This window comes from Meiothermus hypogaeus (genome assembly GCF_003574035.1).
Taxonomy (GTDB): domain Bacteria; phylum Deinococcota; class Deinococci; order Deinococcales; family Thermaceae; genus Meiothermus; species Meiothermus hypogaeus.
The window spans coordinates 20,050-38,889 of the sequence record NZ_QWKY01000029.1 but is presented as its reverse complement, the minus strand read 5'-3'; the positions used below and the strand labels follow the sequence as shown (position 1 = coordinate 38,889).

18 protein-coding genes are annotated in these 18,840 nt (G+C 61.0%); 14 read left to right on the top strand and 4 right to left on the bottom strand.

All coding sequences use genetic code 11. The annotated features are described in order from the left end of the window. The first annotated feature begins 272 nt into the window (after nucleotides 1–272). The 9 genes from Mhypo_RS09185 (at nucleotide 273) to Mhypo_RS09150 (ending at nucleotide 8,497) form a co-directional block, all read left to right on the top strand. The gene (locus tag Mhypo_RS09185) at nucleotides 273–3,371 is read left to right on the top strand and encodes an ATP-binding protein (protein ID WP_170148260.1); all 3,099 of its coding nucleotides are present in this window, start codon (nucleotides 273–275) and stop codon (nucleotides 3,369–3,371) included. 28 nt (nucleotides 3,372–3,399) lie between these two features. Next, nucleotides 3,400–3,594, top strand: coding sequence for a hypothetical protein (locus tag Mhypo_RS09180; RefSeq protein ID WP_119340998.1), 195 nt, complete (start codon nucleotides 3,400–3,402; stop codon nucleotides 3,592–3,594). Nucleotides 3,595–3,617: 23 nt separating this feature from the next. Further along, entirely contained in the window at nucleotides 3,618–3,749 is a 132-nt protein-coding gene (locus Mhypo_RS18745; protein WP_276309747.1) for a hypothetical protein, read from the top strand. An 8-nt stretch (nucleotides 3,750–3,757) separates the two neighbouring features. Next, complete coding sequence (locus tag Mhypo_RS09175; RefSeq protein WP_119340997.1) at nucleotides 3,758–4,480, top strand: DUF7452 domain-containing protein; 723 nt, start codon at nucleotides 3,758–3,760, stop codon at nucleotides 4,478–4,480. Nucleotides 4,481–4,493: 13 nt separating this feature from the next. Continuing rightward, the gene (locus Mhypo_RS09170) at nucleotides 4,494–4,946 is read left to right on the top strand and encodes a hypothetical protein (protein ID WP_119340996.1); all 453 of its coding nucleotides are present in this window, start codon (nucleotides 4,494–4,496) and stop codon (nucleotides 4,944–4,946) included. 9 nt (nucleotides 4,947–4,955) lie between these two features. Beyond that, a complete protein-coding gene (locus Mhypo_RS09165; RefSeq protein ID WP_119340995.1) occupies nucleotides 4,956–5,531 on the top strand; it encodes a hypothetical protein in 576 nt (191 codons plus the stop codon). A gap of 141 nt (nucleotides 5,532–5,672) precedes the next feature. After that, nucleotides 5,673–6,353, top strand: a complete 681-nt coding sequence (locus Mhypo_RS09160) for a hypothetical protein (protein WP_119340994.1) — start codon at nucleotides 5,673–5,675, stop codon at nucleotides 6,351–6,353. 259 nt (nucleotides 6,354–6,612) lie between these two features. Next, the gene (gene guaD, locus Mhypo_RS09155; protein ID WP_119340993.1) at nucleotides 6,613–7,905 is read left to right on the top strand and encodes a guanine deaminase; all 1,293 of its coding nucleotides are present in this window, start codon (nucleotides 6,613–6,615) and stop codon (nucleotides 7,903–7,905) included. 4 nt (nucleotides 7,906–7,909) lie between these two features. Further along, nucleotides 7,910–8,497, top strand: a complete 588-nt coding sequence (locus tag Mhypo_RS09150; protein ID WP_240637175.1) for an NUDIX hydrolase — start codon at nucleotides 7,910–7,912, stop codon at nucleotides 8,495–8,497. Here Mhypo_RS09150 and Mhypo_RS09145 read toward each other — a convergent pair. Together Mhypo_RS09145 and Mhypo_RS09140 are read right to left on the bottom strand one after the other, a co-directional pair. Then, entirely contained in the window at nucleotides 8,478–9,284 is an 807-nt protein-coding gene (locus Mhypo_RS09145) for a DNA adenine methylase (RefSeq protein WP_119340992.1), read from the bottom strand. The two genes, Mhypo_RS09150 and Mhypo_RS09145, sit on opposite strands and share 20 nt — an antisense overlap. 8 nt (nucleotides 9,285–9,292) lie before the next feature. Further along, nucleotides 9,293–9,700 carry a PD-(D/E)XK nuclease superfamily protein gene (locus Mhypo_RS09140; protein ID WP_119340991.1) on the bottom strand — a complete coding sequence of 136 codons (408 nt, stop codon included), beginning with the start codon at nucleotides 9,698–9,700 and terminating at the stop codon, nucleotides 9,293–9,295. Nucleotides 9,701–9,876: 176 nt separating this feature from the next. Here Mhypo_RS09140 and Mhypo_RS09135 point away from each other — a divergent pair, with 176 nt between their 5' ends. The 5 genes from Mhypo_RS09135 (at nucleotide 9,877) to Mhypo_RS09115 (ending at nucleotide 16,358) form a co-directional block, all read left to right on the top strand. Further along, the gene (locus Mhypo_RS09135) at nucleotides 9,877–12,168 is read left to right on the top strand and encodes a 3-hydroxyacyl-CoA dehydrogenase/enoyl-CoA hydratase family protein (RefSeq protein WP_119340990.1); all 2,292 of its coding nucleotides are present in this window, start codon (nucleotides 9,877–9,879) and stop codon (nucleotides 12,166–12,168) included. 34 nt (nucleotides 12,169–12,202) lie between these two features. Continuing rightward, nucleotides 12,203–12,691, top strand: a complete 489-nt coding sequence (locus tag Mhypo_RS09130; protein ID WP_119340989.1) for a DUF4442 domain-containing protein — start codon at nucleotides 12,203–12,205, stop codon at nucleotides 12,689–12,691. Further along, nucleotides 12,691–13,863 carry a thiolase family protein gene (locus tag Mhypo_RS09125; protein WP_119340988.1) on the top strand — a complete coding sequence of 391 codons (1,173 nt, stop codon included), beginning with the start codon at nucleotides 12,691–12,693 and terminating at the stop codon, nucleotides 13,861–13,863. The genes Mhypo_RS09130 and Mhypo_RS09125 overlap by 1 nt, the downstream gene beginning before the upstream one ends. A 42-nt stretch (nucleotides 13,864–13,905) precedes the next feature. Then, nucleotides 13,906–14,475, top strand: coding sequence for a hypothetical protein (locus Mhypo_RS09120; RefSeq protein ID WP_119340987.1), 570 nt, complete (start codon nucleotides 13,906–13,908; stop codon nucleotides 14,473–14,475). Nucleotides 14,476–14,612: 137 nt separating this feature from the next. Further along, nucleotides 14,613–16,358: an acyl-CoA dehydrogenase family protein gene (locus Mhypo_RS09115; RefSeq protein ID WP_119340986.1), complete on the top strand. Its 1,746-nt coding sequence runs from the start codon at nucleotides 14,613–14,615 to the stop codon at nucleotides 16,356–16,358. A gap of 49 nt (nucleotides 16,359–16,407) precedes the next feature. Here Mhypo_RS09115 and Mhypo_RS09110 read toward each other — a convergent pair whose 3' ends face one another. Continuing rightward, the gene (locus tag Mhypo_RS09110) at nucleotides 16,408–17,973 is read right to left on the bottom strand and encodes a class I adenylate-forming enzyme family protein (protein ID WP_119340985.1); all 1,566 of its coding nucleotides are present in this window, start codon (nucleotides 17,971–17,973) and stop codon (nucleotides 16,408–16,410) included. After that, nucleotides 17,966–18,802, bottom strand: a complete 837-nt coding sequence (locus Mhypo_RS09105) for an SDR family NAD(P)-dependent oxidoreductase (protein WP_119340984.1) — start codon at nucleotides 18,800–18,802, stop codon at nucleotides 17,966–17,968. The genes Mhypo_RS09110 and Mhypo_RS09105 overlap by 8 nt, the downstream gene beginning before the upstream one ends. Nucleotides 18,803–18,840 lie beyond the last annotated feature (38 nt).

Here is an 18,840-nt window from a genome sequence, read left to right as displayed (position 1 = left end):
CCCTACGCTGGGTGTTCCAGCTTTTCCTGTGGGTGCGTCTGGTGGTGCTGGAGGGCAGGCCCCGGGTGCTCAACCTGACACCCCATCACGAGACGGCAGCCCGTCTGCTGGGGGTGGAGCGATATTACCTCCTGGAATAAGAATGGTGCGGAATGTCGGGTTAAAGATTCCCTTAACCCCAAATAACCCGGCCCTTTGCTATCCTCTAGCTAAATTGAATGCAACAAACGGCAGGAGCCTGTTTCCCATCTGAATCTGGAAAGCCTCACACCATGCTGCAAATAGAGCTACTGGGTTCTCCCAAACTGCGCTGCGAAGATCGGGAACTGGATCTGCCGCGCAAGGCGGTCGCATTGCTGGCCTTCTTGGCCCTCGAGGGTCGCCAGCCCCGCCATCGGTTGGTTGAGCTGCTGTGGGGAGGCCACGCCGAGAGCCGTGGGCAGCACAATCTGCGGCAGACGCTGTACCGGCTGAGCAATAGCCCCTTGGGGGCCTATATCCTTGCCGGACGCGAGCAGCTCGAGCTGGTGGGTTTTGGCTTGGACGTACAGCGCTTTTTGGCCCAGGTCGAGGCGCAACACTGGCCCGAAGCATTGGCAACCTATAAAGGCGAGTTTTTGCAAGGCTTGGAGCTGGAAGAGGAAACCTACAGCGACTGGCTGCGGCGCTGGCGCGAGCGGCTGGGGCGGCTTTGGGCGGTGGCCCTCGAGGGTCAGGCCAAGCAGCACGAGGCCGGCGGGAAAATCCAGCTTGCCCTGGAGCTGTACCGGGAGCTGATTCGCCACGACGAGCTGCAGGAACATTTTCACCGCGAGGCCATGCGGCTTTATGCATTGCTCGGGCAGACCGAGGGGGCCCTGCAACAGTACAAGCGGCTGTGTGAGGTGTTGCAGCGGGAGCTGGCCTTAGAGCCGCTACCGGAAACCCAGGCCCTGGCCGAGCAGATTCGCCGGCGCAAGCCGACCCCTCGAGTGCAACCCGAAGCCCGCATCGCGTTTCCCACCAATAAGGCGCACGCGGTGCGTCGTATTGTAGTCGGTACGGCAAAAACCGCTGCACCGACTATTCGTGGGAACCGCTCCAGCAGCCCCCATTTCAACCCGCCGCTGGTAGGGCGAGCCTCCGCTCTGAAGCGGCTCGAGGTGGCCTGGCAACACCAAAAAGTCCTCCTCATCGCCGGCCCGGCAGGGGTGGGCAAGAGCCGCCTGGCCAAAGAATTGCTGGCCGACAAGGGCCCCTACATTACGCTCTCGGGCCAACCCGGCGACGGGCCAACCCCCTACGCTTCCATGACCCGCTGGGTGCGCCAGGCCCTGAGCACCAAGCCCGACCTGAAGCCAAAAAGCTGGATACGCCTCGAGGCTTCCCGGCTGGTGCCCGAGTTGTGGGACACCCCTCCGCCGCCGCTGGACGAAAGCACCCTGGTGCGGTTTTTCTCGGGGCTGGTGGAGTTGATGATAGAGGCCCACGGCAGCACGGTTTTTCTCAGCGAGGACGAGCACTACAGCGACCCCTGGAGCCTCCGGGCGCTGGCGGTGGGGCTGGAGCAGCGCGGGGCGTCGGCTCGGTTGGTGGTCACGGTGCGCCCCGACGAGGTGGGGCCGGAAGTAGCCCGTCGCTATCAAGACTGGCGTAACGGCCAGCGGGCCGTCTGGCTCGAGCTAGAACCCCTGAGCGAGCTCGAGGTGGCCGAACTCATTGCCCACCTTTCCGGGCGGCCAGCCCGGCTGTTTCCGCAGCGGGTCTACCGGGCCACCTCGGGCAACCCGCTCTTTGTGCTGGAGACCCTGCGTAGCCTCTTCGAGTCCGGTGAGCTACGACTGGGGGAAGGCGGCGTGTGGGAGACCCCTTACGACGAGTCTACCCACGACTACACCGAGCTGCCCATCGCCCCCAGCGTGCGCCAGGCCATCCTGGGCCGCCTCGAGCACCAGGGGGCGGCGGTGCGGCGCAGCCTGGAAGTAGCAGCGCTGGTCGGCGAGGAAACCTTCGGCTCCTACCTGCTGGCCCAGGCCACCGCGCTTTCGGACTGGGAGGTCTGCGAGGCGCTGGAGCAGGCCTGCCAGCATCAACTGCTGAAGAACACGCCCCAGGGCTACCGCTTCACCCACGACCTAATCGCCCGCACCATCGCCGAAACCCTGCAACCCGACCGCCGCAAGCTGATTTCGGCCCGCCTGGCCCAGCACTTTGCCCAGCAGGCGGTACACCCGGCCCAGGTTGCCGGCTATTTCCAAATGGCCGGACAGTCCGAACAGGCCGCGGTGTGGTGGCTCAGAGCCGCCTTGCAAACCCACGGCTTGGGGGCCTACCAGGAGGCCGACGGGTACTTTTTGCGAACCCTGGAAAATCTGCCCCCCGAACACCCCCAGCGCTTCGAGGCCCTCAACCAGCGCTTTTATTTGAGCCGCCAGGTCGGGCATGCCGGCCCCAAGGAACAACTAGCCCAGCTCGAGGAGATGCAGCAAATCGCCCGGACACCCCTCCAGCGCTCGAGCGTCTGGTTCTACCGGGGGATGGTGCTCGACGACCAGTACGACCTGTTCGGCGCAATGGAGGCCAGCCGCCGGGCCTACGCGTATGCCCTCGAGGTTTCCCCTGCCGAAGCCTTCTACCCGCTGGTTTTTGTGACTCACTACCAGCGCGACCTGGGGCTCTTGCAAGAAGCCCACCAGGACGGGCTCGAGGCGCTCAAGCTGGCGCAAAGCCTCACGCCCTATCACCAGATTGAGGCCCGGCTTTGCCATAGCCTGACCCTGATGCTCCAGGAACGGCCTACCGAGGCCCTGGACTGGATCGAGCAGGCCGAGGGCCTGATGCGGCAGCACAGCCCGGCCCCCTCGAGCTTCTGGCTCTTGCAAGAGCGCATTGGGATGGTGCGGGCGCGGGTGCACCTGGGCCAGGGTTGTTACGCCAAAGCCATCGGCGAGACCGAGGACATCCTCCAGAAAGCCCGGCAGGGCGGGGTACAACGCCAGGAGTTGATAGCCCTGTTGGTGCGGGCCGAGGCCTGGCTGGGGTTGGGCCAGACCGCCGAGGCCACGCGGGATCTGGAGCGGGCCTTAGAGCTCGCGGAAAACCTTCAGTGGGGCGCCTCCGAGGTCAAACAGCTTTACGCCGAGCTCGAGCTGGCCCAGCACAACCCCAAAGCCGCCCTGCGTCTGGCCCAGGAGGCCCTCGAAACCGCCCGCAGCGAGACCCAGAAAATAAACGTCCTTTATAGCCGAGGCGGGGCCTGGCTGGCGCTTATGGAGCGGGCTAAGGCCCGAGCCGACCTCGAGCAAGCCCTTGCGCTGCACGGCGGCATCGCCCGGTTTCGCAGCGTCGGCGAGGGGGCTCTCCGGGCCCGGCTGGCAATGACGTTCGAGTGACGCACCCCTTGCTAGCCTTGGCCTGGCGATGGAAGCGAAGCCTCCCCAACCGCTCGACCTGGTGCTGCACCTCGAGCCGGCCACGCCCCAGCAACCCTGGCGGGCGGTTCTCTTGGACCCCGAAACCGGCAGGCGGCTCGAGTTCGAGAGCCCGCTGTTGCTCTTGCAGTACCTGGAGCAGCTCTGCCGAAACTCGGGCGGGCGGGTTTTTGGGATTCGCTGAAGCCATCCCAAAGGGAGCAACCCATGAAACAAACCCTTGGACGGCTCGCCCTCCTGGCCCTAATTCTGGCCACCCTGGTGGCCTGTGGGGGCGGAGGCGGCGGCAATGCAGGCATCTGGGACAACAGCCGATGGGATCAGGCCAACTGGCAGTAGGAGGGCGTATGCGCGGGAAAAACCTTTTCTTCTTTACTCTGGGTGCAGGCATGGTGGCTTCTGGGCTTTGGGCGCTGAGCGTGGGGGCGCTCACCAGCTTCAGCGCGGGCACGCCCATCAAGGCCAGCGAGGTCAACGACAACTTCAACACCCTCAAAACGGCTGTGCAGGCCCTCGAGGATCGACCTTCACTCAGCTTTGGGGTAAACCTGACCGGTAGCAATGCCAGCACCGCGGGCTTCCGTGTCCACAACGAAGCCGCTGGCGGCACGGCCCTTCGCGGAGAGGGCGCCGGAGGTTTGAATGTGGGTGTCTGGGGTGTGGTAGCCGACAGCGGATGGGGAGTAATTGGCTCCTCGACAGGCGGGGGCCTGGGGGTAGAGGGCAGAGCCATCGGCGGCGTGGCCCTCTCTGCCGTTGCCCCCGCAGGAACTGCCCTGCAAGTTAATGGCCCTATCCGGGTTACAGGCACCAAACCGGCCTTCGTGCACACCGCTGCCGCTGCCAACATCAACGGCCCACGTACCACCCTGGACAACCCCATGATCAACGGCGACCCCAATGCCATCCTGACCGTAACTCCCGTCAGTAACGATGCCGATCCCGTTATCAATGCGCCCATTGGGGTTTCCTATGATAGCGGCACAGGCCGCTGGCGCATCTTCCGTGCCGATGGGATTGACATGCCTGACGGAGCCAAGTTCAACGTGCTGGTCATCAAGCAGCTCTGATGGAGGTGAAGGCATGAAAAACGCCTGGATACTCGGGTTCTTGCTACTGCTTTCGTGTGCCTGGGCTCAGCAGTTTAGCGTGGGGGGCGGCCTAAGCTTCAACGCTGGGAGCGGGGGCTCCTCGGCGCAGGGCAATGTGCAGTTCACGGTTCGCAATCTGGTGCAGGCCAGCCCGCTCACGGTGCATCTGCGGGCGGTGGCCGATGCCGCACTCAGCAACAGCTTTGCCGCCACCATCAGCGCGGGGCCGCTGGCAAGCCTGAACCTCGACCCACTGCAAATTTACGCCGGCCCCAGCCTGGGGCTGCTGTTCTCGAGCGGGGGTGTGACCGGCCCCATCTTCGCCCTGGCGGCGGGCCTCGAGCTCCCCACCGGCAACGTGTACACCTTCCTCGAGGGGGTCTTCACCTTCAACGGCCCCAATGCCGGTTTTGGCCTGCGGGGCGGGGTCAACGTGCGTTTGTGAGGCACCGCTATGCCCAACAGAAACCTCTTCTATTTGGCGCTGGGTTTCGCCCTGTCCAGCCTTGGCTTGTGGGCCTTGGCAGGCATCAATCTGCCCCATACCTTCACCGCCGGGAATCCCATCCGCGCCGCCGAAGTCAATGCCAACTTTACCGCTCTAAACAACGCCCTCCCCGGCGTGGCCCAGGCCGTGGAATCGGATACCACCGACATTCCCGACTCCCCCAACTACTTGAGGCGCAGCGTGACCATCAACGTGCCGGGGCCCGGGTATGTAAGGGTCAGCGCCAGCCTTCAACTCAATATCGTGTACACCGGTAGCAACGCCCTCTTCACGGTGGCTTTGGCCAACGAACCCGATGTCATCCGCCCAGACCAGGACAAGCGCATCTCGCTACCCGGAGGTTTGCCCAACTGGACTTATATCCAGATTGTCAGCAGCGAGCGGGTATTCCCGGTGGACAGTGCGGGCCCCAAGACCTTCTATTTGCTGGTGGAGGAAAATAGCGCTACCCAGGGCCAGGTTGCCAAAAGTACCCTCACTGCCACCTTCGTGACCGGCATGGGGACGGTGCAAAACCCGTAAGCAAATGTCGATAGTCCATAGTCAATAGACAGTGGTTCATAGTCAATCGCCGATGGCATTGCCTACTATTCACGGGTTCAGGCTATTGACGACCGACCATAGACCATCGACTATAGACCCTAGACACTACAAGGAGCAGCTATGAATAGCAGAATTTTGGCTTGGGTGGTGGTGGGTGCGCTGGGCCTGGTGCTGGCCCAGGCGGTGCAGCGGCAGCTCAACCTGGTGGTAAACGGGCAGGCTCAGAGCAGCAAGGCCATTGTGGTGGGGGGGCAGACCTACGTGCCCCTCAGTGCGCTGCGGGCCCTGGGGGTTACTGCCGCGGTCTCGGGCAATTCCGTGAGCCTGAGCGGCTCGCTGGCGGGCGGGGCCGACCAGCGGGCCAGCCTCGAGGGCTGCCTGAATGAGTGGCTCTTTAACGGCATCTGGCGGGCGCGGGCCACCAAGGTTGAGCCGACCGAGGTAAACGGCCTCAAGGTGTGGGCGGTCACCTTGGAAGTCCGCAACGCCACCACCAAAACGCTGGAAGCCTGGAACGCCGGCTTCAAAGACCTCTCGAGCCTCACCCTGGCCTTCGCCGACGGCGCCACCGTACGCAACGACTCGGGCGCACTAGGACGCGATTACAACGACAAAATCTACAACGCAGCCATTCCCCAGGGCGCTGCCGTCACGGCCCAGCTCAACTTCCCGCAAAGCCGCACCGACCCTCCCACCAAGCTCCTCATCGAGATGGACACCAACAACATCAAGCAGAAGTACAACCTGACCTTCAATACGCCCAACCCCAGCCTCCGCTTCAAGCTGGACTGCTCGAGGTGAGGTTCAGGGGCTTGGTTGCCCTTTATACCAACACTAGGCTTGTAGCTAACTTTCGATGTCGCACAAGATGGGGGGTGGGTGGTAGGAGGTGGGTTAGGGCGGTTCCCACGAATGGTCGGGACGGTGGTTTTTGCCGTACCGACTACAACACGACGCACCGTGTGCGTCGTGTTGGTGGGAAACGCGATGCCAGATCACCTGGGCCGCTTTCAGAAATACACGCCCCTCCGCCGGAGGTGGGTGGTTAGAATAGTCGGGCATGACGTTTATTCTGCGTGGCTCGATTGTTCACACACCTAAAAACCCATTTCGTGAAGCAGAGGCCCTTCAAGCCTTTTCCGATGGCGGGGTGGCGATTGCCGAGGGCAAGATAGCGGCTCTGGGCCCTTTTGCCGAGGTGGCCCGGCAGTACCCTGCTGCGCCGGTGCAGGACTGCCGCGAAGGGGTGTTGTTGCCGGGGATGGTGGATACCCATGTGCACTACCCGCAAACCCGGGTGATTGGGGCCATGGGCTACTCTTTGCTCGAGTGGCTGGAACAGCGCACCCTGCCCTTAGAAGCCCGGCTTTCCGACAACAAGCTGGCCCGCGAGCTGGCCCGGGAGTTCGTCAGGCTGCTCCTGCGCAACGGTACCACCACCGCCTTGGTGTTTGGCTCGCACTTCCAAGGGGCTACCGCCAACCTCTTTGGGGCCGCCGAGGATGTGGGCCTGCGCATCATCGCAGGTCAGGTGTGTTCGGATCGGCTGCTGCGCCCCGAGCTACACACCACGCCCGAGCAAAGCTACGCCGAGCAAAAAATGCTCATTCGGCGCTTTCACGGGCGCGGCAAGCTGCGCTATGCGGTCACGCCGCGCTTTGCCCTCTCGGCTTCGGAGGCCCTGCTCGAGGTCTGCCAGACCCTTTTGCAAGAGCACCCCGACCTGCATTTCACCACCCACATCAACGAAAATACCGACGAGATTCGCAAGGTGGCGGAGCTTTTTCCCTGGAGCAGCCACTACCTTCAGACCTACGACCGGTTTGGCCTGGTGACGAAGCATTCGGTTTTTGCCCACAACGTGCACCCCACCGAACCCGAGCTGGCCCGCCTGGCCGAGGCAAAGGCCGCCATCGCGCACTGTCCTAGCTCCAATGCTTTCATCGGCAGCGGCATCTTTCCCATGCGACAGCATTTGCGCCACGGGGTTCGCTTTGGATTGGGTTCGGATGTGGGGGGTGGCACCGGGTTTAGCCTGCTCAAGGAGGGCCTTACGGCCTACATTGCCCAGCGCTACGCCCAGGACGGCGTGAACCTGACCCCCACCCATCTTTTGTATCTGGCGACCCAGGCGGGCGCGGAAATTCTGGGCTTGGGCGAGGAAGTCGGTAGTTTTGCGCCGGGCAAGGCTGCCGATGTGGTCTGGGTCAGGCCCGAGCCGGGCAGCACCCTGGAAGTCCATTTCCGCCACCTGAACTCGGTCGAAGACCTTCTGGGGTCGCTCTTCACCTTGCACGGCGAGGCCAAGGTACAAAAGGTCTGGCTCGAGGGCCGGGAAGCCCCCCTGGACTGATGGTATGGTGGGCCGCATGGAGCAGGTCTACGTACTTCCTGCCTCGATCTTCCCCCCTGCGCGGGATGCCCTGATTCCCCTCGAGGCCGAACTCCTCAAAAGAATCGAACTCGAGGGCTTCTTCCTCGAACGCCCCCAGGCCGAGGAAGACCCCACCCATCGGCAGATCATCCCTTACGCCCTGGTGCGCTACCAGGGTCGCTACTTTCTGATGCGGCGCAAAGGCGGCGGCGAGGCCCGCCTGCACAACCTCTACACCCTGGGGGTGGGGGGCCACATCAACCCCCAAGACCTCACCCACCCCAGCACCAACCCCGTGCTGGATGGGCTGCGCCGGGAGCTGCTGGAAGAGGTGGGGGTTCGTTGCTACACCGCCGAGCCGGTGGGCCTGATTGTGATGTCCGATACGCCCGTGAGCCGGGTACATGCCGGCGTGGTGTTTGTGGTACAGGCCCAGGACGAGCCCAGGGTGCAGGAAGTGGAGAAGCTCGAGGGTCGTCTGGCCTCTCTTCAGGAAATAGAAGAAGTTTATGGGGGGCTCGAGGGCTGGTCGAGGGTGGTGGCGGACTGGCTCAGGGTTCTATATTCTTGAAGGCTAAAACTTCAAGCGCATCCTGACGGTTGCCATTGCAACTGATACGTCGGGGCGCAGATAAAGTTCTAACAGAATAGCCAAACTTCTTGTACAGATCGTAAATTCGGTCAGTAAGTTGATTGGAAATAATCACGGGCCCACGATGTGGTTCCAAAAACTCAACCAGCCTAACCTGGTCTGCCCACGAGAATCCTCCTGGGCTGTAGTGAGTAAACTCGACGTCGTATGGAGGGTCAGCATAGACAAAAGAATCGGAGTCGAATTCCATTTTGCTGAAGTCACCAGATGTGAACACCCATCCACAGAATGTTTGTTTGTAAGCGGTGAAATCCGTTTGATAATTGACTGTTTTGTATTTGCCGAATGGAACATTAAATTCCCCTGAAGCGTTGAAGCGACAAAGGCCGTTGTAGCCAGTGCGATTGAGATAGTAGAACAGCGCAGCGGCTTCTGCCGTATCGGCTCTACCTTCTCTGATGAGCTGGTTGAAACGGGCGCGGTGAGTTAGGTAGATGTTCCTGTCATAAACCAAGGGTATATCTATATTCAGGCCGCGACGAACCCACTTATAAAAGTTGATTAGGTGGTGGTTAGCATCGTTAAGTAACGCTTTTTTCGGCAGTAAACCCAACGTTACGCCCATTCCACCCACGAAGGGTTCGACAAAGGGGCGGTGGCGGTGAATGCGCCAGTAGGGTTCAAGATGCCTCACTAACCACCGTTTCCCTCCTGCCCACTTCAGAAGGGGTGAGAGGCTAATCTGGAATAATGGTTCAGCTAGCATAAATCCCCCTAGTCTCTGCAAAAAAATCGCTTGAGCCAGAGGTCTGCGTATTCCTCACGAACGAACCCTTCTACCATTGCCCATCTTTCATACGACTGGCGAAATCCTGCTCCAGCAAATACCACTATCGAATGAACGCCAAGCAGCCGGTCTCGCTTGGCTTCCTCCAGAGCCCTAAATAACTTGTCTTCTGCTGAGCCGCTGGTTTTTTGCTCTTTACATTCGATGTAGAGATATGGCTTGAGATCATTTTTTTCTTTCTTTAGCACAGCAATGTCAACCCTTCTCTCAGCCTCTCGGATAGCGCTTCCTAGGGGAGATAAATACTCAGACGCTATCACGTATTCATTGAGCTCACAACTTTTTAGAGTTTGCTCAAGAAGGTTCTTAATTCGTTCTCGCAAGTTAGCGGACATGCCTAAAGTTTATGATGTCAGCTGTTTTCTGGCTAGGCCATCTGAAGAGAGCATAATAGAAAACAATTTCCTGTAGCTGGACTAGGCTCGCAAGTTGTTATAAACTTTGACTCGGTATAAAAATAATCTGCGATGGCAGGTTACCTTCGCTGATTTTTGGCAGCAGGGAGGAAACAATGCGAATCAAGAAGATTGGTGTGGTGGGTTCGGGTACCATGGGTGGAGCAATTGCAGCGCTGGCGGCCTCGGCAGGGGTGCCGGTGGTGTTGCTCGACCTGCCGGGGCAGGAAGATCAGCTCGAGGTGGTCAAGAAAGGCCTCGAGCGCCAGCTCAAAAGCAAACCGGCCAGCTTCATGGACAAAAGCCGGGCGGCCCTGATTGAACTGGGCACCACCGAACAGCTCGAGAAGCTCAAGGACTGCGACTGGATCGTGGAGGTCATCATCGAGAAGCCCGAGCCCAAGCAGGCCCTGTTTGCCAGGCTCGAGGCCCTGGGCACAAAGGCCATCGTGAGCTCCAACACCTCCGGCATCCCCATGAAAACCCTTTTGGAGGGCCGTTCGGAGGGCTTCCGCAAGCGCTTCCTGGGTACGCACTTCTTTGCCCCGGTGCGCTATTTGCACCTTTTGGAACTCATCCCCACCCCCGACACCGATCCCGCCGTGCTGGACGCCATGCGCAAGTTTGGCGAGCGCATCCTGGGCAAGGGCACGGTTATTTGCAAAGACGCCCCCGGCTTCATCGCCAACCGCCTGGGGGTTTTTGGCATGACCCAGGCCATGCGCCTGATGATGTCGGAGGGCCTCACCATTGACGAAGTGGACGCCCTCACCGGCCCCCTGGTAGGCCGCCCCAAGAGCGCCACCTTCCGCACCGGCGACATATCGGGTCTGGACGTACTAAAGCTGGTCTCCACCGAGCTGGCGCACACCACCGGCGAGGACTTTGCCATGCCGGATTGGGTAGAAAACCTCATCGCCCAGAACCACCTCGGCGACAAAACCGGCGCCGGGTTTTACAAAAAAGTAGGCAAGGATATCTTCACCTACGACTACCAGACCGGCGAGTACAAGCCCCAGCAAAAGCTGCGCCTGGACGAGATTGGAGCCATCAAGGATCTGCCCCTGAATGAGCGGCTCCAGAAGGTCGGTGATCTGCCCGGCAAGTACGGCGCCTTTGCCCGCAAGCTGTTCTTGATCAATGCCCATTACGCCCTCGAGAAAGCCCCGGAAATTGCCTACGACATCGTCTCGGTAGATCGGGCCCTGGAGTGGGGCTTTGCCTGGGAGCAAGGCCCCTTCAAGAACATGGACGCGGTGGGTCTGGACTATCTGCGCCGGGGCTTTGCCGAGCTGGGCCTGAACGAGCCAGCGCTTCTCAAGAAGGCCCAGGGCAGTTTTTACAAGGACGGTACCTACCTGGGCTTCGACGGCCAGTACCACCCCATCCCGCACGAGGAAGGGGTCATCCGGCTGGCGCAGGTCAAGGGTGCGGGCAGGACACTTTTAGAAAGCAAAGACTACGCCCTGCTCGACCTGGGCGATGGGGTGGCCCTCTTCGAGAACCGCGCCAAGATGGGCACCTGGGGCGAGGGCTCCATCGGCGGACTGCATAAAGCCCTGGACTGGGTGGAGGCCCAGGGCTACGCCGGGCTGGTGATTGGGCACGAAGACCCCCGCACTTTCAGCGCCGGAGCCAACCTGGCCCTGGTTTTGATGGCGGCTCAGGAAGGGGCCTGGGATGACCTCGAGCTCGCCACCCGCCGCTTCCAGCAGACCGCCATGCGCCTGCGCCGGGCCCCTTTCCCGGTGGTGGCCGCGCCCTTTGGCCTCACCCTGGGCGGGGGGGCCGAGTTCAGCCTGCACAGTAGCGCCATTCAAGCCCACGCCGAGCTCTATATGGGTCTGGTCGAGACCGGCGTGGGGCTGTTGCCGGGCGGTGGCGGCACCAAGGAGATGCTCTTCCGCTTCACCCAGGAGCTTTCGGCCTATGGGCCTGAGATCGACCTGTTCGAAGGCGTCAAGCGAGCCTTTCAGATGATCATGCTGGCCCAGACCTCCACCAGCGCATTGGAAGCGCGTAATATGGGCTTCCTGCGGCAAGGGGACGGCATCAGCATGAACCGCGACCGCCTGATTGCCGATGCCAAGCGGCGGGTGCTGTTTATGGCCCCCGACTTTGTACCCCAGGCCCCCATGAAAATCCGGGCCCTGGGCGCCGAGGGGTTGGGCAACCTGCGCTATGCCCTCTGGCAGTTCCAGGAAGCCAAACAGGCCAGCGAGCACGATGTGGTGGTAGGGAACGCTGTGGCCTATGTGCTTTGTGGTGGGGACGGGCCCGCCCGCGAAGTGACGGAGCAGGACATTCTGGATTTAGAACGCGAGGGCTTCCTGAAACTCCTGGGCACCAAGAAAACCCAGGAGCGCATCGCCCACACACTCAAGACCGGAAAGCCCCTGCGAAACTAGCCTCTTGTAGAGCGAGTTGCTTGTGGAGTTTGCAATGACCCTGCCTTTCTCAAGGCCTAAACCCGAGTCCTGGCGCAGTCGGTTGTGGCGGTGGGGCTTCAACCTTTTTCCTGCGTACAGGGGTACGGGGGGGCGGGTCATTTATATTGCCCCGGACTGGAGAGAGGTGCACGTGGCATTGTCGCTCAACTGGCGTACCCGCAACTACGTGGGCACCCTATTTGGCGGCAGCATGTATGGCGCAATAGACCCCATTTACATGCTGATGCTTATCAAAAACCTGGGGCAGGATTATGTTGTCTGGGACAAAGCAGCCTCCATTCGTTTTCGTAAGCCCGGAAGAACCACCCTGTTTGCCCGCTTTGTGCTTACAGATGAGGAACTTGGGGTGATTCGTCAGAAGCTGGATGAGAACCCCTCCATTGACCGCGTGTACCCTGTTGAGCTCGTCGATGCTTGGGGTGTGGTGCATGCCAGCTTTGAAAAGACCCTCTACATAAAAAAAGCCGATAAGGAGTTGTGATGAGAGAAGCCGTAATCGTCAGTGCAGTTCGCAGCGCCGTGGGGCGCGGCAAAAGCGATGGAAGTTTGGCCTCGGTGCACCCGATTGACCTTTCGGCCACAGTGATGAAGGCGGCTGTGGAAAAGGTTGGGTTGAACCCTGCCCTCATCGAGGATATCCAGTGGGGCTGCGCCATGCCCGAGGCCAGTCAGGGTCTCAACGTGGCCCGGCTCTCCATGCTGCGGGCCAGTTTTCCGGTGGAGGTTTCGGCGGCCACCATCAACCGCTTCTGCTCCTCGGGCCTGCAAAGTGTGGCCTATGCGGCTCAGGCCATTATGTCTGGCATGAACGAGGTGGTTTTGGCCGGCGGCGTGGAGATGATGAGCCAGGTGCCCATGTCGGGCTACCACACCCAGCTCCACCCTGAGCTGACCGAGGCCTATATCGGCATGGGCTATACCGCCGAGCGGGTGGCCGAACGCTGGGGGGTCAGCCGCGCCGAGCAGGATGCCTGGGCGTTGCGCAGCCACCAGAAAGCCCTGGAAGCCCAGGCCCGGGGGGCCTTCGACGATCAGATTGTGCCCATCCCGGTGAAGAAAGTGCGCTGGAAGGGCAGCAAAAAGCAGATCGAGGAGACCCTGTTCTCCAAGGACGAGCTCCCCCGGGCCGACACCAGCCTCGAGCGCCTCGCCAAACTGCGCCCCGCTTTCAAGGAGGGCGGTACCGTGACGGCAGGCAATGCTTCGCCTTACTCCGACGGGGCGGCGGCTCTGCTGGTGATGAGTGCAGACAAAGCTCAGGCGCTGGGCCTGAAGCCGCTGGCCCGCTTTATTTCTTTTGCGACGGGCGGGGTGGAACCGGACATCATGGGGGTGGGGCCCATCAAGGCGGTGCCCAAGGCTTTGGCCAAAGCCGGTATTGGCCTGGACGACCTCAAGCTCATCGAGTTCAACGAAGCCTTTGCCGCGCAGGTGCTGGCCGTTATGGCGGAGCTCCAGATGAGCCCCGAGAAGGTCAACGTCAACGGAGGGGCTATTGCCCTGGGTCACCCCCTGGGTGCTACGGGCGCCAAGCTCACCACCCAACTCATCCACGAACTCGCAAAGCGCGGGGGCGGGTTGGGGATGGTGACCATGTGCATTGGCGGCGGGATGGGCGCGGCGGGGGTTTTTGAGGTGTTTGCCCAAGCCTGAAGCTCCAATCAAAGTGCTGGACTATGGTGCTAGGCTATAGATGTGCGATACGCCGGGTTAGCTTTGGTGTTGTGGCTGGCAGCTTGCGCGCCCACCTATTTGGGCAGTGTGCCCTACTACACGTACAACCTGGAAGATTTCCCCATTTTCACCAGTCCTGCAGGCCAGCCCCTTTACGGCCTAAAGCGCTATGAGGAGCGCCGCTGGACGGCGGTGGCCCGTGGCCCTTCTGGGTTTGGATTTTTTATCACCCTCGAGGTGGGCCTATCCTCCAGGGCATCCCCGCCATTTGCCAACCCGGTAGAGCGCTGTCGTTTTGCGTCCAGCGACGAAAAACCAGCCGATGTGCGAGTCGTTCTACTGGAGGCGCCGCCGGGCTTTGGGGTGAGTCTGGAACAAGCCCTGTATAAGCTCCAGTGCGGCCGTTTTGAGCGAGATCAGCAGGGTTTTGAGGTGCTTCGCTACACCACTTGGCTCGATGTGATCTACCGCTTCAAGCTACCCCCAGTGGCCCCAGGTACCTATGCCCTACGCTGGCAGCTTTGGGAAGGGGAACAGCTCATCGCTGAAGAAGACCGCCGCTTTACCCTCACCGCCGCTCGCTGGCCTTGAGTGTAACTTCAGTAGAAGACGGCGTTGCACGAAAGTTGCTCCGGGAACGAGTCATTCCAGATTGACGGTTCGCGGATTTGACGCTAAACTTTGACTCAGTATAAGTTTGTAATAGGTCAAAAAAGCGGAGGTCGGTTGTGATCGCAGACAAGAAACTCTCCACCAAAGGCGGCGGCTGGCTACTGGAAAAGCCCGAACACATCTTTACGCCGGAAGACTTCGACGACACCACCCGCATGATTCAGGAGACCGTGCGGCAGTTTGTGGAGAAGGAGTACCGGCCGTTGGCGGAAGCCCTGGAGCACGGGGCCCTCGAGCACAACATCCCCCTGCTTAAAAAGTGCGGCGAGCTGGGCTTGCTGGGGGTCGAGGTCGCGGAAGAGTACGGCGGCCTCGACCTGCCCAAAACGGTCAGTACGGTAATTGCCGAAGCCCTGGCCGGCACGGGCGGATTCAGTGTGTCCTATGGTGTTCAGACCAGCATTGGTCTCTTGCCCCTGGTTTACTGGGGCACCAAAGAGCAAAAAGACAAATACCTGGCCAAGCTGGTCTCGGGCGAACTCATTGCCGCCTACTGCCTCACCGAGCCGCAGTCCGGCTCCGACGCCATGGGGGCTAAGACCCGGGCCGAGCTTTTCGAAGATGGAAAGCACTACATCCTCAACGGCACCAAGATGTGGATCTCCAACGCGGGCTTTGCCCACCTCTTTACCATCTTCGCCAAGACGCCGGAGGGCCTGACCGCCTTCCTGGTCGAGCGCGATACTCCGGGCTTGCGGCTGGGTGGTGAAGAAAAGAAGATGGGCATCAAGGCCTCCAGCACCCGCCAGGTCTTCCTGGAAGACGTGAAGGTGCCGGTGGAGAACGTGCTGGGCGAGCTGGGCAAAGGGCACAAAATCGCCTTTAACGTGCTCAATGTGGGGCGCTACAAGCTGGGCGCGGGGGCCATTGGAGGCTCTAAGGGGGCGCTGGCCCTCTCGGCCAGATACGCCAAAGAGCGTGTGGCCTTTGGTCAGCCTATTGCCAACTTCGGCCTGATCAAGCAAAAACTGGCCGAGATGGCCGCCCGCATTTTTGTGGGTGAGAGTGCGGTTTACCGCACCATGGGCATGATTGACGAGGCCCTATCCAGCCTCGATAAAGCGAATGCGGCCGAGGCGGTGCTGGCCGGCATCGAGGAATACGCCATCGAGGCCAGCATCATCAAGGTGCTGGGTTCGGAGGTGCTGGACTACGTGGTAGACGAGGGGGTGCAGATTCACGGCGGTTATGGCTATTCGGCCGAGTACGAAATCGAGCGGGCCTACCGTGACAGCCGAATCAACCGCATCTTCGAGGGCACCAACGAAATTAACCGCCTCCTGATTCCGGGCATGCTGCTGCGCCGCGCCATGAAGGGCGAGCTGCCGCTTTTCGATGCAGCCATGAAGCTACAAAAAGAGTTGCTGGAGCCCTCTTTCGAGGAGCCCGAAGATAAAGAGCTGGCCCAGCTCGAGGGCCTCAAGAAGCTGGCTCTGGCGGTCTTGGGCCTGGCCGCCCTCAAGTACGGCAAGAAGATTGAAGAAGAGCAGGAAGTGCTGGCCGTGGCAGCCGACATCTTGATGGACATTTTCGCCGCCGAGAGTGCACTGCTCAGGGCCCGCAAGCTGGGCGAGAAGGTCTACGCCGAGATGGCCCAGTTGTACCTGTACCAGGCCCTCGACCGTGCTCAGGCAGCTGCGCTCTCAATCCTGCCCCGGTTGGCCGAGGGCGACGATATGCGCCTGATGGCCTCGGCGGCCCGCCGCCTGACCAAGCACGAGCCTCAGGATCTGGTGGAGCTGCGCCGGCGCATTGCCGAGAAGGTGCTCGAGGCCGGTGGCTACCCGCAGCCCAGAAGCTGAGCAGGGCAGACTTTTGTCTGGTTGCTGGCAAGCCACAAGCCCTGTTTCTTCAGTGCGGCTTCGCCTCCAGAAGCGCGTGCAGTTTGGCTCGGAGCAGCTTTCCTGCTTGGTTCCTGGGTAGTTCGGTAAGTAGGGTAATGTGGCGCGGCCTCAGGGTTCGAGGAAGATGGGCCTCGAGGTCGCGCTGGATGGTATAGGTCTCCATGCTGTCATGGCCGGGCTTGAGCACCAGAAACAGGTGAAGGGCCTGTCCGTACTCGAGGTCGGGTACCCCTACCACAGCACACTCCTCTGCGTACGGGAGTAGGTTGGTGATGCGCTCTTCTATCTGGGTGGGGAACACCTTCTCACCCCCGCAGATGAGCACTTCGTCGGCCCGGCCTGTCAGGAATAGCCGCCCCTGGGGGTCGAGGTAGCCCAGGTCGCCGGTAGGCGCGATCTGCCCGCCACGCGAGACCCACACCTGGCCTATCTGGCCCCGGGGCAGCTCGTTTTTCGCTTCATCCAGAATCTTCAAAGTGACCCCTGGCAAGGGATGGCCCACCGTGCCGGGGGCTTCCAGCAGGTCTTTTGGGGAGGCCAGCGAGATAACGCCGGTCTCGCTCGAGCCGTACAGGTTGTATAGCTTTTGGCCTAACATCGCTAAGGTGCGCAGGACCAGGCTCGGGTTGAGCGGTGCAGAACCGCTGATGACCGCCCGCAGGTGGTTCCCGTGCGACGGGGCTCCTGCTTCCAAAAGCCGGTGCAGGATGGTGGGTACCAGCACCAGCAGCTCGATCTTGTGCGCCTGAATTTCTTCCCAAAGGTCTCTAGCGCGGCTTTTGCCCAGGTGAAGTGAGAGGCCTGCGACCAGACATAGCGCCAGTGTAGCGAGCCCATGACCGTGCAAGAGGGGAACAGCCAGCAACACCCGCTGGCCGCTATGGGGCTGCAAATGGAGCAGCAAGTTCGAGATCAGACCCAGGGCTTCTGCAGCCTTAATACTTCGGCGAACCTCTTTAGCGGGGCCAGTCGTACCGGAAGTGAGCACTGTGAGGCTGCTTTTGCGGGGTTTGTGGTGGGTTTTGCCGATGGGGCTTTCTGCGATAAGCTCGGGGGTGTCCTCGAGCGCAAGCAACCGGGGCTGCCCCGTGGCGGGCATGGAGGCCAGGGCCTCTTCTACCAGGGGGCGAAACCCCAGGTCAAAGAGCAGCAAGCCTAAAGGTCGCCTACGCAAAACCACCCGTAGTTGCTCGGGCCCGAACATGGGGTTGAGCAGCACCAGGTCGCATCCCAGGCGCGTGCAGGCCAGAAGGGCCACTATGTATGCTATGCGGTTTCTTCCCAGGATTCCAACCGAATCCATTGCGAAACGTTCCTGTAGCGCCGCGGCCAGGCGGTTGGCGTGCTCAAGCAGTTGTTGAAAGCTCAGCTGTTGCTCACCCTCCACCACCGCCAGACGATTTGGAAAGCGGGCTGCGGCCCAGGCGGCCAGTGTGTATAAGGAGCCCCCAAAGCGCAGCCACAGGGGAACAAGCGAAGCAAGCGAGACCAGCGGCTTTGAACCCAACAGCCCAGATTTTGCAACCAGCCGCAAAAACTGTGCTAAGCCTGAGGGTGAAACGATGCTAGCCATGGCGGTTTTCCCAACTACAAAGCAAATGGTTGACCAGCTTGGGCGCTAGCAAGCTGGCCAGCTCTCCCCACCAAAGCCACCAGGGTGCTACCCGTTCGACCCCCGTCACGAGGGCATAGGCAATGACCTGGGCGGCCTCGAGCGGGCTCAAGGCGGGCATGTTCTGGTAGAAACGGCTGGGTTCAATCATGCGGGTACGCACCAGCGGCAGATACACTGAGGAGACCCGGATGTTGTTCGGGCGCACCTCGTTGGCCACACTCCGCAGCCAGGCATCAAAACCGGCCTTGCTGGCCTGGTAGGCTGCCCAGCAGGGGGCGATGGGCAGCCGCGCCGATACCGAGGAAACATTCACAATATGCCCGCCACCCTGCTCAAGCATACGCGGCAGTAGGGCGGTGAGAAGTAAAGACGAACTTATGAGATTAAGCCGCACCAGGCGCCCCAGGTCGTCGCGCTCGAGGGATTTTATCACCCGCCGACGGATGGACTTGCCTGCGTTGGAAATAACTATGTCAATGCGGGGATGATTGTCTAACAGGGTCTTCGCCAGAGCGGCGACCTGATCGGTTTGGTAGAGATCGGTAGGGTAGGCTTGCGCCCGGCCTCCTGCACGCTCCACCCGGTCGCTAATTTCCCTGAGTTTTTCAGTTGTGCGCGCAACCAGCAGCACCTCCGCCCCTGCCTGAGCCAGGAGGAGGGCGGCGGCCTCCCCGATACCGTAGGAAGCACCGGTGATGAGCACGGTTCTGCCTTGCACCTTCTTCCCGAGGCGCTCCAACTGCGTACAGCGCGGCAATGCAAGCAGCAACCGAGCGAGCACCGGCATAAATAATGGTATTTTAGCAGCCGTACCAGTAGAAAAAA

What these genes read in the sequence shown, in the direction of transcription:
- Mhypo_RS09150 (WP_240637175.1), top strand. Translation starts at nt 7,910, where the DNA reads ATGGTGGGCCGCATGGAGCAGGTCTACGTACTTCCTGCCTCGATCTTC.
- Mhypo_RS09105 (WP_119340984.1), bottom strand. Translation starts at nt 18,802, where the DNA reads ATGCCGGTGCTCGCTCGGTTGCTGCTTGCATTGCCGCGCTGTACGCAG.
- Mhypo_RS09145 (WP_119340992.1), bottom strand. Translation starts at nt 9,284, where the DNA reads ATGCTAGCTGAACCATTATTCCAGATTAGCCTCTCACCCCTTCTGAAG.
- Mhypo_RS09175 (WP_119340997.1), top strand. Translation starts at nt 3,758, where the DNA reads ATGCGCGGGAAAAACCTTTTCTTCTTTACTCTGGGTGCAGGCATGGTG.
- Mhypo_RS09130 (WP_119340989.1), top strand. Translation starts at nt 12,203, where the DNA reads ATGACCCTGCCTTTCTCAAGGCCTAAACCCGAGTCCTGGCGCAGTCGG.
- Mhypo_RS09140 (WP_119340991.1), bottom strand. Translation starts at nt 9,700, where the DNA reads ATGTCCGCTAACTTGCGAGAACGAATTAAGAACCTTCTTGAGCAAACT.
- Mhypo_RS09170 (WP_119340996.1), top strand. Translation starts at nt 4,494, where the DNA reads ATGAAAAACGCCTGGATACTCGGGTTCTTGCTACTGCTTTCGTGTGCC.
- Mhypo_RS09185 (WP_170148260.1), top strand. Translation starts at nt 273, where the DNA reads ATGCTGCAAATAGAGCTACTGGGTTCTCCCAAACTGCGCTGCGAAGAT.
- guaD (WP_119340993.1), top strand. Translation starts at nt 6,613, where the DNA reads ATGACGTTTATTCTGCGTGGCTCGATTGTTCACACACCTAAAAACCCA.
- Mhypo_RS09135 (WP_119340990.1), top strand. Translation starts at nt 9,877, where the DNA reads ATGCGAATCAAGAAGATTGGTGTGGTGGGTTCGGGTACCATGGGTGGA.
- Mhypo_RS09160 (WP_119340994.1), top strand. Translation starts at nt 5,673, where the DNA reads ATGAATAGCAGAATTTTGGCTTGGGTGGTGGTGGGTGCGCTGGGCCTG.
- Mhypo_RS18745 (WP_276309747.1), top strand. Translation starts at nt 3,618, where the DNA reads ATGAAACAAACCCTTGGACGGCTCGCCCTCCTGGCCCTAATTCTGGCC.
- Mhypo_RS09125 (WP_119340988.1), top strand. Translation starts at nt 12,691, where the DNA reads ATGAGAGAAGCCGTAATCGTCAGTGCAGTTCGCAGCGCCGTGGGGCGC.
- Mhypo_RS09110 (WP_119340985.1), bottom strand. Translation starts at nt 17,973, where the DNA reads ATGGCTAGCATCGTTTCACCCTCAGGCTTAGCACAGTTTTTGCGGCTG.
- Mhypo_RS09180 (WP_119340998.1), top strand. Translation starts at nt 3,400, where the DNA reads ATGGAAGCGAAGCCTCCCCAACCGCTCGACCTGGTGCTGCACCTCGAG.
- Mhypo_RS09165 (WP_119340995.1), top strand. Translation starts at nt 4,956, where the DNA reads ATGCCCAACAGAAACCTCTTCTATTTGGCGCTGGGTTTCGCCCTGTCC.